Origin of the sequence: Thauera linaloolentis 47Lol = DSM 12138 (genome assembly GCF_000310205.1) — a bacterium.
GTDB classification, from domain to species: Bacteria; Pseudomonadota; Gammaproteobacteria; order Burkholderiales; family Rhodocyclaceae; genus Thauera; species Thauera linaloolentis.
Genome location: NZ_AMXE01000014.1, coordinates 20,434 through 35,336, shown reverse-complemented (window position 1 = coordinate 35,336; position 14,903 = coordinate 20,434). Strand labels below are relative to the sequence as shown.

At 66.3% G+C, this 14,903-nt stretch carries 14 protein-coding genes and 1 tRNA gene; 9 read left to right on the top strand and 6 right to left on the bottom strand.

Annotated elements, in window-relative coordinates; genetic code table 11:
• Window positions 1-67 precede the first annotated feature (67 nt).
• The 6 genes from C666_RS06120 to C666_RS06095 form a co-directional block, all read right to left on the bottom strand.
• Window positions 68-1,693 (bottom strand): MFS transporter, encoded by a 1,626-nt coding sequence (locus tag C666_RS06120; RefSeq protein ID WP_004335493.1) that lies wholly within the window; start codon window positions 1,691-1,693, stop codon window positions 68-70.
• 51 nt (window positions 1,694-1,744) lie between these two features.
• Window positions 1,745-2,479, bottom strand: a complete 735-nt coding sequence (locus C666_RS06115; RefSeq protein WP_004335491.1) for an LrgB family protein — start codon at window positions 2,477-2,479, stop codon at window positions 1,745-1,747.
• A complete protein-coding gene (locus tag C666_RS06110) occupies window positions 2,476-2,838 on the bottom strand; it encodes a CidA/LrgA family protein (RefSeq protein ID WP_004335488.1) in 363 nt (120 codons plus the stop codon). The genes C666_RS06115 and C666_RS06110 overlap by 4 nt, the downstream gene beginning before the upstream one ends.
• Before the next feature lie 40 nt (window positions 2,839-2,878).
• On the bottom strand, window positions 2,879-3,820 hold the full coding sequence (locus C666_RS06105; protein ID WP_028792343.1) for a nucleoside recognition domain-containing protein: 942 nt from the start codon (window positions 3,818-3,820) through the stop codon (window positions 2,879-2,881).
• A 118-nt stretch (window positions 3,821-3,938) separates the two neighbouring features.
• Complete coding sequence (locus tag C666_RS06100; RefSeq protein ID WP_004335482.1) at window positions 3,939-4,886, bottom strand: DMT family transporter; 948 nt, start codon at window positions 4,884-4,886, stop codon at window positions 3,939-3,941.
• Between the two features lie 3 nt (window positions 4,887-4,889).
• Complete coding sequence (locus C666_RS06095) at window positions 4,890-5,672, bottom strand: sulfite exporter TauE/SafE family protein (RefSeq protein WP_004335479.1); 783 nt, start codon at window positions 5,670-5,672, stop codon at window positions 4,890-4,892.
• A 358-nt stretch (window positions 5,673-6,030) separates the two neighbouring features.
• Between C666_RS06095 and C666_RS06090 the strand changes: the two genes are divergently transcribed.
• The 9 genes from C666_RS06090 (at window position 6,031) to ccoP (ending at window position 14,881) form a co-directional block, all read left to right on the top strand.
• Window positions 6,031-6,106, top strand: a tRNA-Thr gene (locus C666_RS06090).
• A gap of 157 nt (window positions 6,107-6,263) precedes the next feature.
• Window positions 6,264-7,514, top strand: a complete 1,251-nt coding sequence (locus C666_RS06085) for an MFS transporter (RefSeq protein WP_038001035.1) — start codon at window positions 6,264-6,266, stop codon at window positions 7,512-7,514.
• 110 nt (window positions 7,515-7,624) lie between these two features.
• A complete protein-coding gene (locus C666_RS06080; RefSeq protein WP_004335476.1) occupies window positions 7,625-8,392 on the top strand; it encodes a 3-hydroxyacyl-CoA dehydrogenase in 768 nt (255 codons plus the stop codon).
• Between the two features lie 160 nt (window positions 8,393-8,552).
• The gene (locus tag C666_RS06075) at window positions 8,553-11,060 is read left to right on the top strand and encodes a heavy metal translocating P-type ATPase (protein ID WP_028792341.1); all 2,508 of its coding nucleotides are present in this window, start codon (window positions 8,553-8,555) and stop codon (window positions 11,058-11,060) included.
• A 20-nt stretch (window positions 11,061-11,080) separates the two neighbouring features.
• A complete protein-coding gene (gene ccoS / locus C666_RS06070; protein WP_004335470.1) occupies window positions 11,081-11,314 on the top strand; it encodes a cbb3-type cytochrome oxidase assembly protein CcoS in 234 nt (77 codons plus the stop codon).
• Between the two features lie 397 nt (window positions 11,315-11,711).
• Window positions 11,712-13,142 carry a cytochrome-c oxidase, cbb3-type subunit I gene (gene ccoN, locus C666_RS06065; protein ID WP_004335469.1) on the top strand — a complete coding sequence of 477 codons (1,431 nt, stop codon included), beginning with the start codon at window positions 11,712-11,714 and terminating at the stop codon, window positions 13,140-13,142.
• Between the two features lie 16 nt (window positions 13,143-13,158).
• Window positions 13,159-13,794, top strand: coding sequence for a cytochrome-c oxidase, cbb3-type subunit II (ccoO, locus tag C666_RS06060; RefSeq protein WP_004335466.1), 636 nt, complete (start codon window positions 13,159-13,161; stop codon window positions 13,792-13,794).
• Window positions 13,795-13,809: 15 nt separating this feature from the next.
• Window positions 13,810-13,998, top strand: coding sequence for a CcoQ/FixQ family Cbb3-type cytochrome c oxidase assembly chaperone (locus C666_RS06055; RefSeq protein ID WP_004335463.1), 189 nt, complete (start codon window positions 13,810-13,812; stop codon window positions 13,996-13,998).
• Complete coding sequence (gene ccoP, locus C666_RS06050; RefSeq protein WP_004335461.1) at window positions 13,991-14,881, top strand: cytochrome-c oxidase, cbb3-type subunit III; 891 nt, start codon at window positions 13,991-13,993, stop codon at window positions 14,879-14,881. Before C666_RS06055 ends, ccoP begins: the two co-directional genes overlap by 8 nt.
• The last annotated feature ends 22 nt before the right edge of the window (window positions 14,882-14,903 follow it).

Here is a 14,903-nt window from a genome sequence, read left to right as displayed (position 1 = left end):
CGCCAGCCCGATGAGGAAGACAATGCGAAAGGTCAACGCAGGTGCGCGACCTGCCGCGCTCCCGCGCTCAGGCGCTGCGCAGCCCCAGCAACCGCGTTAGCAGGATGGCGCCGAGCGGCAGCAGCAGGCCGAGCAGGGTGAGGGTGACGAGCAGGGCGCCCAGTTCGCCGTAGTCGGCTGGCGTGCTCACCAGGCCGGTGGCGGCGTCCCGCACTTCGCGGGTGATGGTGTAGATCTGGTTCAGGTACTTGGTGCCGAGCTGGGAAGCCGACAGTGCGAGATTGGTGAAGGAGGCCATCACCGCGAAGAAGGTGGCCTTCAGGTGCGGCGGCGCGGAATTGGCGATCCACGCCAGCATCGGCACCATCGACACCTGGCCGAGCGGCGATTCGAGCGCGGTGTTGGCGATGGCGATGAAGCGCGCGTCCACCACGCCGCCGGTATGGGCGGAGGTCCATTCGTGCAGGCCATGGAACATGCCGATGGCGGGCAGCGACAGCAGGGCCGAGGTCAGCGTCAGGAAGATGACGATGTCGACGATGGATTTTTCCGCCATGAAGCGGCGGAACAGGAACAGGCCGGCCAGCGTCAAGCTGCTGACCACCAGGTCGAGGCGCGACAGGAAGCCCTGGTCGAAGCCGAGTTCGTCGATCATCCACCAGCTCATGCCGGCGCCGGGCAGCGGCAGGGCGCGGAAGGCGAAGATGACGATGATGGTGCCGAGCAGCGTGCTGGCGGCCTCAGGGGATAGTTCGCGCAGCAGGCGCGTGATCATGAAGCCGATGATGAGGAAGGAGGCCGCGAAGATGATCTCCTGCCCGTACTCGAAGCCGGACAGGCCGATGCCGATGCTCAGCGCCACGAATGCCGCGCTGCCGCCCAGGATCCACCAGTTGGGCCGGGCCGCTTCCTCGGGGGCGTGGACCAGGCGGTCGATGTCGGCGCGGCTGTGCCCGAGCGCGGCCAGCCGGCGCGCCTCGCGGCGCTTGAGGATGCCAGCCAGGACCACGCCGCTGACCGACAGCAGCGGAATGACGAGCGCCAGTTCGTAGATGCGCAGGTAGATGGCGATCTTGTCGGCCTCGGGCAGGTTTTCCGAGCCCTGGAACATCGCCACGTTGGCGAGCGACACCAGCACCGTGCCGCCGATGATGGCGACGCGGCCGAGCATCTGCATCGTGGTGTGCATCCGCCGCACGGTGGCGGCGGCGATGGGCTGGCCATGCCCGTCGATGCGCGGTACGGCCTCGACCGTCATCGCGTCGGCCACCGCGTCCTGCATCACGTAGCCGACCGGCGACAGCAGCGTCGACAGCACGAACCAGGCTTCGGCCGGCATCACCGCGCGCATCGTCTCGGGGCTGCCGACGAGGCCGACCATGATCAGCAGGCTGGCGGCGATGAACGAGGCGCCCAGGTAAACCAGTCCGGCCTTGTAGCGCCACAGCAGGTCGACCAGGTGGCCGATGGGCATCTTCAGCGCCCAGGGGATGTAGGCCCAGAAGCCGAGTGCGGCGAGGAATGCCGCCGACAGCCCGAGATGGTCCTTGACGAAGAAGGTGCCGACGATGCCGGTGAGACCCGATACGCCCGCTGCGCAATACACCATCAGCGGCGGCAGGTAGGAAAGCCGCATCTCGCGGCCCAGTTCGAGAATGTTGCGGTCGATCCAGCGGTGGATGGCGGTCAGCACGCGTGCTTCCTCGGCGTCGATGCGTTGCGGGGCCTGGCGCGGGAGCGGGGGTCAGCGACCGCCCAGCCGCTCCAGCCAGGGCATGATCCAGGGCAGGGACAGCGCGGTGAGGAGTCCGTTCAGCCCCATCGCCAGCGCCGCGAAGGCACCGGCCTGCTCGCTGACCTGGAAGGCCCGCGCGGTGCCGATGCCGTGCGAAGCGAGGCCGATGGCGAAGCCGCGGATGGCGTGGTCGCCGATGCGCAGCCAGCGGTAGAGATAGGGGCCGCAGATGGCGCCGAGCACGCCGGTCAGGATGACCATCGCCGCGGCCAGCGCCGGCAGGCCGCCAAGGGGTTCGGCCACGGCCATCGCGATCGGCGTGGTCACGCTCTTGGGCGCGAGCGACATCAGCGTCGGCCGGCTGGCGCCGAGCAGCGCGCCGATGCCGTAGGCCGACAGCGCGGCCGTCAGCGAGCCGACGACGAGCGCGATCACCAGCGGTCCGGCCATCGCCTTGAGCCGGGGCCACTGGGCGTGGAGCGGGATGGCCAGCGCCACCGTCGCCGGACCAAGCAGGAAGTGCACGAACTGGGCGCCGTCGAAATAGGCGCGATAGTCCATGCCGCTCAGGAACAGCACCGCAGTCACGATCGTGATCGCGATCATCACCGGATTGGCCAGCGGATGGTAGCCGGCGCGCTTGTACAGCCAATGCGCGGCCTGGTAGGCGACCAGCGTCAGCGTCAGCCCGAGCAGTGGCGACGCGGACAGGTAGACCCAGAGCTCGGTCAGCCGGGGCGTCATGGCAGCGCGTCCTCGCCGGCCTTGCGCCGCTTGACCAGGGCGTCGAGCACGAGCGCGGTGACGATGATGGCGAGCAGGGTGCTGCCGACCAGGGCGGCCGCAAGCGGCAGCCACTCGGCGGCAATCAGGTCGCCGTAGAGCATGATGCCGGCGCCGGCGGGAATGAACAGCAGTGACAGGTGCTGCAGCAGGGTGCCGGCGGTCTGGCGCAGGTTTTCGCCCGGCCCGCCGCGCAGCAGCAGTGCGGCGAACAGCAGCGCCATGCCGATCACCGGACCGGGAACCGGCAGGCCGAGCGCGCGCGCGACGACTTCGCCGACGAGCTGGAAGACGAGTAGCAGGGTGAGGGCAGCAATCATGGCATTCGTGATGCGAAAGAAGGGGCGAGGTTCACCGGGTTCAGGCCGGCAGCAGCGCGTGGCCTGCCGTACGCAGCGCGATGCCGATCGCGGCGCCTGCCGCTGCGGGTTTCCAGACCCGCGCGACGCGCGGCCCGGCCGAAATCAGTATCGCGACGCCGGCCACGTCCAGCGGGTGGATTAGGAAGCCCGCGCTGCTGTTGAGCGTCGCCACGCTGGCGGCGCCGGATTTCAGCATTTCATCCATCACGCCCATCATCGCGGTGCCGCCGGCGATGTACTTCGTCAGTGTCAGCAGGATCAGTGCGGGTTCGATGTCGAGGAGATCCAGCGCCGGAAGCAGTGCGCCGGTCAGCGCATCGATCGCGCCGCTCGTGCGCAGCGCCATCACCGCAACCAGTGCGAGCACCAGCATCGGGATGGCGCCGATGGAAATCTTGAAGGCTTCGGCGCCGGCGCGGTTGATGACGTCGAGCACACCCTTGGCGTCGTCGGCGACGCGGTGATGCAGGGTTTCGTCGAGCCTTGCCTCGACCGCCGACAAGCGGCGGCCGAAGCCATGGTAGGTCACCGCGGCGGCGGCGATTCCGCCCGCCAGCGACAACAGCAGCGCCGGGCCGAAGGACAGGCCCATCGCCGCCATCGGGAAGGTGACGTTGGCCTGCGCCATGGCCATCACCATCGCCAGCGTGGCGGCGAGGTGGCGTTCGGAGGCGCCGCGGCTTTCCATCATCGCCAGCGTCGCCACCGGCGCGGCGAAGCTGACGAGGTTGATCTGCACCGCCGCGAATACGCCCAACCCGGTCAGGCCCGCCGGGCGCAGCAGCGGCGCGAGCCGCGCGACGAGCCAGTCGAGCACGCCGCGGGCTTCGAGGATGCGCATCAGCGACAGCATCACCACCATGATGGGAAGCAGCACGAACAGCGACAGTTCCACGGCGGAGCGGCCCGCCTCGAGGATGATCTGGGTCAGGAGGTCCATGGTCTCGCGGGGCAGCGCGCGGCAAGGCATGCCGCGGCGCAATGCAGGGGTGCCGATGATAAGAGGTGGCGGAGCTGCGGTCGACGGCGGTGTGCGCCGCCTTGCCCGGCCTGCGGCCTTAGTTTCCGGTGCGGCGGAACACGTGCACGCCGAAGCTGACGCCCGCCACCAGCAGCACGATGCCGGCGGCTTCCGCCGGGGTGGGCCAGCGTTGATACCAGATGAAGGCGTAGAGCAGGGCGGAGAGTGTCTCGAAGACGATCAACTGGCCCACCAGGGCGGCGGGCAGCAGATGGCTGGCCGTGTTCCACAACAGGGTGCCGAACCAGGAGGCGGCCAGGCCGAGCAGGATGCACAGCCCGATGTACAGTCCCGGTTGCGGGCCCAGCGGCCAGTCGAAGGCGCTCCCGGGCGTCAGGCCGTCCCATGCCGCGTAGGCGATGCCGGCCAGCAGTGCGATCGGCAGTGTCGCCAGCCCCTGCGCGGTGGCCCAGGCGCGCGACATGCCGGGGCCGCGTGCGCGCAGCCAGCGGCTGTTGCGGATCGGGTACCAGGTCCAGCAGGCGAGTGCGAAGAAGGCGAAGGCCAGCCCGAGCAGGCGGTCGGTGCGCGAGGCGGCGCCGTCTTCGTGGCTGTCGCCATGCACAATCAGGAGACCGGCCAGGATCAGCGCCAGCGGCAGCAGCAGGCGGGACCAGCGCACCGCGTCCTCGCCGCCGTGACGGCGGTCGACGAGGTTGGCGCATACGGCGATCACCACCGGCAAGGTACCGATGATCAGCGTGGGCAGCGGGGCGCCGGCAAGCTGGATGGCGCTGGCGAGGGTGGCGTAGTAGAGCAGGTTGCCGATCAGCGCCAGTTTGGCGGCCTCGATCCAGTCGGCGCGGCGCAACTGGCCGAGGGCATGGCGGTCGAACCAGGCCAGGCCGAGCGCAAGGATGCCGAAGGCAAGATAGCGGCCCACGGCAAGCATGAAACCGGGGTATTCCCCCAGCACCAGCGGAGTGAGGAATACTAGCCCCCACAGCAGGCCGGCGCCGAGCGCCGCGAGCAGACCGGAGAGCATGGTTCAGAGTGTCTTGCCGAAGTAATAGACCGTCAACACGCCGCCGACGCCGATGATGAAGCGCCGCAGCCAGAGTGCCGGCAGCTTGCGGGCGATTGTCGCACCCCAGTAGCCGCCGACGGTGCCCGTCACGATCATGATCAGGGTGTGCGGCCAGGATACCGCATTCGCGATGACGAAGGTGGCCACCGCCACGCTGTAGATGATGGCCGACAGCCAGTTCTTCAGCGCGTTGATCTCGTGTACGTCCTTGAAGCCCTGGATGGCCAGCGCGGCGATCATCAGGATGCCCATGCCGGCGCCGAAGAAGCCGCCGTAGATCGACACCACCAGCTGGAAGATGAAGCCGCCCGGGCCGATGTGGTGCTCATCCGTGCCTGCCGGCGTGGGCTTCCAGCGCTTGATGAACGCCGATATCTGGCTGCTGAAGGCGAACAGCACGGTGGCGACGAGCAGCAGCCAGGGAATCAGGCGGGAGAAGGCCTCGTTCGAGGTCGCCAGCAGCAGCAGGCCGCCAGCGGTGCCGCCGATGAAGGCGACGGCGGTCAGCATCGGCAGGCTCTTCGAGAAGCGCCGGAGTTCGCGACGGAAGGCCCAGGCGCCGGCCAGGCTGCCCGGCCACAGGGCGACCGCGTTGCTGGCGTTGGCGACGACCGGCGGTACGCCGACCGCGAGCAGGGCCGGAAACGAGAAGAAGGTGCCGCCGCCCGCCACCGAATTCACCGCGCCGGCGGCAAATGCGGCGAGACCGATGAGGGCGATTTCAAGAAAGTCGAGGCCGGCCATGGGGGTATGAGGGCGGGGCGAACCAAAAGGCTGGAGTGTTCGGGCGTGGGCGCCGGCATGTGGCGGCGCTGGCGCGGCTGCCGGGGGGAGCCCCCCGGCGTCGCGTTCTGATGGGAGCTTGTCTCCTCCGGCCCCGAATGGGGGCGAAGTGTAGTGCAGGCGACCAAAAAAATGAATATGGCGGGAAAAGTTTTCTTCATTCCCACGCCGGGAACCTGATCGGGCGGCGTGGGGCGGATCGTTGCGCGGGAAGCGGACATTTCTGCCTTGCCAAGACCGGACACTACTGAGTTGCTGCCACACACTCCTGCACGACGCTTGAAACCGCCGCGGCAATGGGCTATAGTCCGCGCCCTCAGCCGGCATAGCTCAGTTGGTAGAGCAGCGCATTCGTAATGCGAAGGTCGGGGGTTCGACTCCTCTTGCCGGCACCAGCTTCAAGCAAAAAGGCCAACCCCTCGGGGATGGCCTTTTTGCTTTCTTGCTTTTGTTCCGCTCGCGCTTCTGGTGATGGCGGCACTTGCCACAGAGGAAGGGGAAAAGCGGGCATGCAGACTTTCGCCGTTGCGACCGGTATGGATGGCGCAGCACATGCGGGCTGATTCTCCGGCGGCGCGCCGACCGCTGCCCGGGCCGATCCGCGCGTTGGGGCACCGCAACTTCCGCTATTACTTCCTCGGCCAGGTGGTGTCGATTCTCGGCACCTGGATACAGCAGGTGGCGATGTCATGGCTGGTTTACCGCCTGACCGGCTCCGTGGCGCTGCTCGGCGTCACCACCTTCGCCGCGCTCGTGCCGATGCTGGTGGTGGGACCCTTGGCAGGGGCCTGGATCGACCGCCACGACAAGCGCCGCCTGCTGATCCTGGTGCAGGGGCTGCTGGCGCTTCAGGCGCTGGCGCTGGGAGTGCTGACCATGCTCGATCTGGTCGGGCCGTCCCTGCTGGTGCTGATGTCGGTGATGCTGGGCGTGCTGAATGCCTTCGATACGCCATTGCGCCAGTCGCAGATCAACAGCTTCGTGGGAAGCCGCGAAGATCTGCCGAACGCCCTGGCGCTGAATGCGATGGCCTTCAACTCGGGGCGCTTTCTCGGGCCGCCGCTGGCCGGCCTGTTGCTCGGGCTGACGTCCGAGGCGTTCTGCTTCGTGCTCAATGCCGTGTCGTTCGCCGCGCTGGCCTTCGGTGTATGGCGGATCCGCGTGGAGGCGTCGCCGCGTGCCAGCGGCAGCACGGCGTCGGTGTTCCGCGAGGGCCTCGGGTATGTATGGGACGCGTATGCGATCAGGACCCTGATCCTGATACTCGCCGTGGCCAACCTCACCGCGTCGAGCTATGCCGTGCTGCTGCCGGTGTTCGCCAAGGACGTCTTTTCGGGCGACGCACGCATGCTCGGCATGCTGTGGGGCGCGGCGGGCGCGGGGGCTTTCGTCGGCACCGTGTTCCTCGCCACGCGCAAGAACCTGCCCGGACTGGTGACGGTGGTGGTCAGTGGCGCGGCAATCGGCGCGCTGGCCCTGCTCGTGTTCTCGTACAGCCGCTTCCTGCCCGTCTCGCTGCTGGCGATGGCGATGGTGGGGCTGGGCATCTCGATCGGCAACGTTGCGACCAACATGCTGCTGCAGACGCTTGCCCCCGATCATCTGCGCGGGCGGGTGGTGTCCTTCTTCAGTTCGACGCGCTTCGGTTTCGACGCCATCGGCGGCCTGCTCGCCGGTCTGCTCGCCGCGCGGGTCGGCGCGCAGCGCGCAATGCTGATCGAAGGGCTGGTGCTGGCTGTGTTCGCCGTCTGGGCGCTGCGCACCAGGGGCCGGCTCCGCGCCGACGTGGCGCGCAGGATCTAGCAGTGCGCGGCATCACGAAGCAAGGAACATGTTTGTATTGACGTTAACGTTAACGTGAACTATGTTCATGGGCTGATGTTTAATCAGTCGACAGGACGAGGAGATTGGCGATGCAGATCGAGAACGGCGTATTCGTGGTGACCGGTGGCGGATCGGGTCTGGGGGCCGCGACGGCGCGCATGCTGGTCGAGGCGGGCGGTCGGGTCGTGCTGGCCGATGTCAATCGCGAGGCCGGCGAGGCCTTGGCAGCGGAACTGGGTTCGTCGGCAGCCTTCGCCGCCACCGATGTGACCGACGAAGCGAGCGCCAAGGCGGCGATCGACCGTGCCGTATCGGGTTTTGGCGGCCTCCGCGGCCTCATCAACTGCGCGGGCGTGGCGCCGGCGGAGAAGGTCGTCGGGCGCGAGGCGCCGCATCGCCTCGATTCCTTTGCCCGCACCGTGTCGATCAACCTGATCGGCACCTTCAACATGATCCGGCTGGCGGCCGACGTCATGAGCAAGGCCGGGGCCGATGCCGGCGGTGAGCGGGGTGTCATCGTCAACACCGCGTCGGTGGCGGCTTTCGATGGCCAGATCGGGCAGGCGGGCTACGCTTCGTCGAAGGCGGGCGTGGTTGGGCTGACGCTGCCGGTGGCGCGCGAGCTGTCGCGTTTCGGCATCCGCGTGATGGCCATCGCGCCGGGCATCATGGAAACACCGATGCTGATGGGCATGCCGCAAGAAGTGCAGGACTCGCTGGGCAAGATGGTTCCTTTCCCGTCGCGCCTCGGCAAGCCGGCGGAGTTCGCCGGGCTGGTGCGGCACATCATCGAGAACCCTTACCTGAACGGCGAGGTGATCCGCCTCGACGGCGCCATTCGCATGGCGGCAAAATAAACCCCGTCCGGCCTGCGCCGCGGCCTGGCGCTCTGCGGCTGCGTGCCGCAGCAGGCGGCAGGGCAATGGCCGGGCTGGGGGAAATGTGCTAAAAACGGGCGATTCCGTTCGACCGCCCCTGAAGGAGATGTCCTTCAGGGGCGGCTTCATATTGTTGCCGATGACTGCCGCCGATCCCTCCGTTGTCGATTCGCCATCCACCGCCGCAACCCAGGGCCAGGGCGATGCCGACTGCTATCACTGCGGTTTGCCCATTCCGCCTGAAACGCATCACTACGTGCGCATCGATGGCCGCGAGCGGCGGATGTGCTGTGTCGGCTGCGAGGCCGTGGCCCAGTCGATCGTCGACAACGGCCTGGTGGACTACTACCGCCATCGCGATGCGATGCCCGAGACGCGGCGCGAAGCGATGCCGGTCGAACTGCAGGAGCTCGGGCTGTTCGACCATCCCGACTTCCAGAAGAGCTTCGTGCGCCCGGTGGGCGAGCATGAGCATGAAGCCTCGCTGATCCTCGAAGGCATTACCTGCGCGGCCTGCGTCTGGCTCAACGAGCGCCATGTCTCCCGCCAGGACGGGGTGTCCGCGGTCGAGATCAACTACGCGACGCGCCGCGCGCGGGTGCGCTGGGACGAGCGCCGCATCAAGCTTTCCGACATCCTGGGCGCCATCCAGGCGATCGGCTACCGCGCGTATCCCTACGACGCGGAACGCTCCGAGCAGATCGCAGAGCGGGAGCGCCGCTCGATGCTGTGGCGGGTGTTCGTCGCCGGCTTTGGCATGATGCAGGTCATGATGTATGCCTTCCCCGTCTATGTGGCGGGCGAGGGCGACATGACCTGGGACATGGAGCAGTTGCTGCGCTGGGCCAGCCTGCTGTTGACGCTGCCGGTGGTGCTGTACTCGGCGGCGCCGTTCTTCCAGCGCGCGGCGCGCGACATCCGCCTGCGCCGCCTGGGGATGGACGTGCCGGTTGCGGTCGGGGTGGGCAGCGCCTTCCTCGCCAGCCTGTGGGCCACGCTCACCGATGGGCCGGAGGTGTATTTCGACTCGGTTACGATGTTCGTGTTCTTCCTGCTCGGCGGCCGCTACCTGGAGATGATCGCGCGCCAGAAGGCGGTGCGCGGCGTGGAGGAACTGGGCAAGGTGCTGCCGTCCTTCGCCGAGCGCCTGGCGGGCTGGCCCGCGCAGGCTGCGGGCGAGCGCGTGCCCACTTCGCAACTGGCCATCGGCGATGTGCTGCGCGTGCGTCCGGGCGAGGTCATTCCTGCCGACGGCGTCGTCGTCGAGGGCGTGGGCGAGGTCAACGAGGCCCTGCTGACCGGGGAGAGCCTGCCCGTCGCCAAGCACGTCGGCGACGCGCTGACCGGCGGCAGCATCAACATATCGTCTCCCTTGCTGTTCCGGGTTGAGCATGTCGGGGATTCCACACGGCTGGCGGCCATCCGCCGGCTCATGGAGCGTGCGGCGATGGAGAAGCCGCGCGTCGCGACGCAATCGGACAAGGTCGCGGGATGGTTCATCCTGACCCTGCTGGTCCTGGCCTCCCTGACCGGCGTGGCCTGGTATTTCATCGACAGCGAGCGCGCACTGTGGGTGTTCGTGTCGGTGCTGGTCGTCGCCTGCCCGTGCGCGCTGTCCCTGGCCACGCCGACTGCCCTGACCGTGGGTACCGACGCCATGGCGCGGATGGGGGTGCTGGTCACCCGCGGCCATGCCATCGAGACGCTCGCGCATGCCAGCCACTTCGTGTTCGACAAGACCGGCACGCTGACCCATGGCCGCATGAAGCTCGACGAGGTATTGCCGCTTGGGGGGCGGACCGCGGCTGAACTGACCGCGCTTGCGGCATCCATCGAGCAGGGCTCCGAGCATCCCGTGGCGGCGGGCCTGCGTGAAGCCGCGGCGGTGATGGCGTTGCCGGCGGTGAGCGGACTGCGCGCGGAAACCGGTCAGGGCATGCAGGGAGACGTGGCGGGCGAAACGCTCTGGATCGGCCGTCCGCAATACGTTGCCGGCGCGGCCGGCCTGACGCCGCCGACGGCGATCGAGACCTTCTCCCAGCACGGCGGGACGGTCGTGGCGCTTGCCTCGGCGGCGGGCTGGCTGGGCCTGTTCCGCTTGGGCGATACGGTGCGTGCCGAGGCCGGGGCGCTCGTGCAAGGCCTCGCCGAGGATGGGCTCCAGCTCGGCGTGCTGTCCGGCGATTCGCCGCGCGCGGTCGCTGCCGTTGCGGACGAACTGGGAATCGCCGATGCGCATGGCGGCATGAGTCCGCAGGGCAAGCAGTCCTGGATCGCGGAACTGCAGAAGAGCCCGCAAGCCGTGGTGGCGATGGTGGGCGATGGCGTCAATGACGCGCCGGTGCTGGCCCAGGCGCATGTCTCGGTGGCGATGGGGGGAGGAACGGACCTGGCCCGAAACCAGGCCGACATCGTCCTGCTCAACGAAAACCTCGGCAGCCTCGGGCGGGCGATCCTGCTCGCGCGCAAGACCCTGCGGATCATCCGCCAGAACCTGTGGTGGTCCTTCGCCTACAACTTCACTTCGGTGCCGCTGGCGATGCTCGGCCTGGTCACGCCCTGGATGGCGGGCATCGGCATGGCGGGTAGTTCGCTGCTGGTGGTGCTCAACGCGATGCGCCTGCAGCGCGTGCCGCGCGAAAAGTAAGGGTTCCTGCAGGATTCGACATGGAAAGCCTCTATCTCCTCATTCCGCTGTCGGTGGTGCTGGTGTTCATCATCGGCGCATTGTTCTGGTGGTCCTTGCGCAACGGGCAGTATGACGACATGGAGGGACCGGCCTACCGCCTGCTGCTCGACGACCGCGACGAACTGCCCGCCGATGTGGAAGCCCGCCGGCGGCGCGAGGACGGCGAACAGGACGAGGCCGAGGCCCAGGGGCCGGACGGCCGGAGCGGGTGAGCCCCTGCCGCTGGTTGCGCCTGAAGTGCAGCCAAGTTGACCTAGGTCAACTTGGCATTCCCGGATTGCGGCAAACTTCGTTCCAGTTGAATTCAAGCGACCGCGGGGCGGTGGCTTCAAAGCCGGTTTTTTGTCTCTCTGTTGGGGTTGGGGGTGCGTTGATTCGCACCCTTTTTTTTTGCCTGCGAGGGGCTTGCCCGCCGGCAAAAGAATGTCTTGAGGCGGGTTTGAGTCCGTCGGTCGGCTTCCTACCGTTCTCGCACTGCAATACAATGTTGATCTGTATCAAATTGAGGTTCCGACCCCCGCGTATCCTTCGTGCCGGCGTCGCCGGGAAGTGCGTATCGGGTCGGGTGGCGTGGCTCAAAAAGGGGTTTTCAACTAAGAGGTGACTCACATGCAATCGCAAGCGACTTATAACTATAAAGTCGTGCGCCAGTTCTCCATCATGACGGTGGTGTGGGGCATCGTGGGCATGCTGGTCGGTGTCATCGCCGCAGCACAGCTCGTGTGGCCTGAACTGAACGTTCACGAATTCCTGCATTTCGGCAGGCTCCGTCCGCTGCATACCAATGCCGTGATCTTCGCGTTTGGCGGTTGCGCGTTGTTCGCCACGTCGTACTACGTGGTACAGCGAACCTGTCATACCAGGCTGTTCGCGCCAGGGCTGGCCGCGTTCACGTTCTGGGGCTGGCAACTGGTCATCGTTCTGGCCGCGATCACGCTGCCGCTCGGCTACACGACGTCGAAGGAATACGCCGAGCTCGAATGGCCGATCGACATCCTGATCGCCGTCGTGTGGGTGTCCTACGCGATCGTGTTCTTCGGGACCATTGCCAAGCGCAAGGTTTCGCACATCTATGTCGCCAACTGGTTCTTCGGCGGTTTCATCCTGACCGTCGCGCTGCTGCACATCGTCAATAGTGCCGCGATCCCCATCTCGTTCACCAGCATGAAGTCCTACTCCGCCTACGCCGGCGTGCAGGACGCGATGGTTCAATGGTGGTACGGCCACAATGCGGTGGGCTTCTTCCTGACCGCCGGCTTCCTGGGCATGATGTACTACTTCGTGCCGAAGCAGGCCGACCGTCCGGTGTACTCGTACCGCCTGTCCGTGGTGCACTTCTGGGCCCTGATCTTCACTTACATGTGGGCCGGCCCGCACCACCTGCACTACACCGCGCTGCCCGACTGGACCCAGTCCGTCGGCATGGTGTTCTCGCTGATTCTGCTGGCACCGTCCTGGGGCGGCATGATCAACGGCGTGATGACCCTGTCGGGCGCCTGGCACAAGCTGCGTACGGACCCGATCCTGAAGTTCCTCATCACCGCGCTGTCGTTCTACGGCATGTCGACCTTCGAAGGTCCGATGATGTCGATCAAGACCGTGAATGCGCTGTCGCACTACACCGACTGGACCGTCGGCCACGTGCACTCCGGCGCCCTGGGCTGGGTCGCCATGATCTCGATCGGCTCGATCTACTTCCTGCTGCCGCGCATGTATGGCAAGACCGAGATGTACAGCGTCAAGCTGATCAACGCGCACTTCTGGATCGCCACCATCGGCATCGTGCTCTACATCGCCTCGATGTGGATCTCCGGTGTGATGCAGGGCCTGATGTGGCGCGCGACCAATGCCGACGGCACGCTGACCTACTCGTTCGTGGAGAGCGTCAAGGCCAGCTATCCGTTCTGGACCATCCGCTTCGTCGGTGGTGCATTGTTCCTCATCGGCATGCTGATCATGTTCTACAACATGGTGAAGACCATTGCCGGACAGAAGGCTTACGAGGCGCCCGTGCTCACGCCCGCGGCTGCCCACGCCTGATCGGAGAACGACAAACATGGCTCAATCGAAACACGAGAAAATCGAGCGCAACGTATTCCTCATGATCGTCCTCACGCTGATGACCGTCAGCGTGGGCGGCCTTGTCGAAATCGTTCCGCTGTTCTTCCAGCACTCGACGACGACGGCGATCGACCAGAAGGGCAACGCCCTCGACGTCAAGCCCTACGATCCGGTCCGGCTGGTCGGCCGCGACATCTATATCCGCGAAGGCTGCTACAACTGTCACTCGCAGATGATTCGTCCGTTCCGCGCCGAAACCGAGCGCTACGGCCACTATTCGGTCGCGGGCGAATTCATCTACGACCATCCGTTCCAGTGGGGCTCCAAGCGTACCGGTCCCGACCTGGCTCGCGTCGGAGGCCGCTATTCCGACGAATGGCAGCGTGTGCACCTGCTCAATCCGCGCGACGTGGTGCCCGAGTCGAACATGCCTGCCTTCCCCTGGCTCGATCGTCCGGTCAAGGCCGACGACATCCAGCTGAAGATGCGTGCGCTCAACAAGGTGGGACTGCACAAGTACAGCGAGGAAGAGATCGCTGCCGCGCCTGCCGCCCTCGAGGGCAAGACCGAGCTGGACGCCATCGTTGCGTACCTGCAGGGTCTGGGCACTGCGATTTCGGACTTTAAATAAGGGTTGGAGCGCGTCGTGGATATCAATGATCTTAGAAGCCTGATCACCGTCCTGGCTTTCCTGTGTTTCCTGGGCATCGTCGTCTGGGCATACAGCAAGCACGCGAAGGCGGGGTTCGATGAAGCGGCGCGCCTGCCCCTGAGCGATGACGACCTGCCGGCCTCTCGTGGCCGGCAAGACCAAGAGGGAAAAGCAAATGGCTGACTTTATCAGCGGTTTCTGGAACATGTATGTGATGGTCCTCGTGACCCTCTCCATCCTGTTCTGCGTGTTCGTGCTGGTGTCGAACATGACCAAGCGCGAGAAGGGACCGGTCGAGTTGCACGGCCACGTGTGGGACGAGACGCTCGCCGAGTACAACAACCCGCTGCCGCGCTGGTGGATGTACCTGTTCTGGATCACGATCTTCTTTGCCATCGTGTATCTGGCGATCTACCCGGGGTTCGGTGACAAGAACGCGCACCGCGGGCAACTGTCCCAGTACGGCACCGAAATGGCGCAGGCCGAAGAAAAATACGGTCCGATCTTCGCCAAGTACCGTGACATGGACGTGCTGGCTGTGGCGGCGGATCCGGAAGCGAACGCGATGGGCAAGCGCATGTTCCTGACCTACTGTGCCCAATGCCATGGTTCTGCGGCGCAGGGCGCGAAGAGCTTCCCCAACCTGACCGATGACGAATGGCTGTGGGGTGGCGATCCCGAGACGATCAAGGCCACGATCACGGGCGGGCGCATGGGCGTGATGACTCCCTTCGGTCCCGTGCTCGGGGCGGAAGGCGTCAAGGACGTCGCCAACTACGTGCGTTCGCTGTCCGGTCTGGCGCATGACTCGCTGCGCGCCCAGCGCGGCAAGGAAGGCTTCGAGACCAACTGCGTCGCCTGCCACGGCGCAGACGCCACCGGCAACCCGTTGCTGGGCGCGCCCAACCTGACCAACAAGTCGTGGCTGTATGGTTCGTCCGAAGCGACTATCATCGAGACCATCACCCATGGCCGTACCAACCAGATGCCGGCCTTTGGCGAGTTCCTCGGCGAAGACAAGGTGCACCTGCTGACGGCCTACGTGCTGAGCCTGAGCAAGAAGTAATGCGTTTTATGCTGTAAAGGCA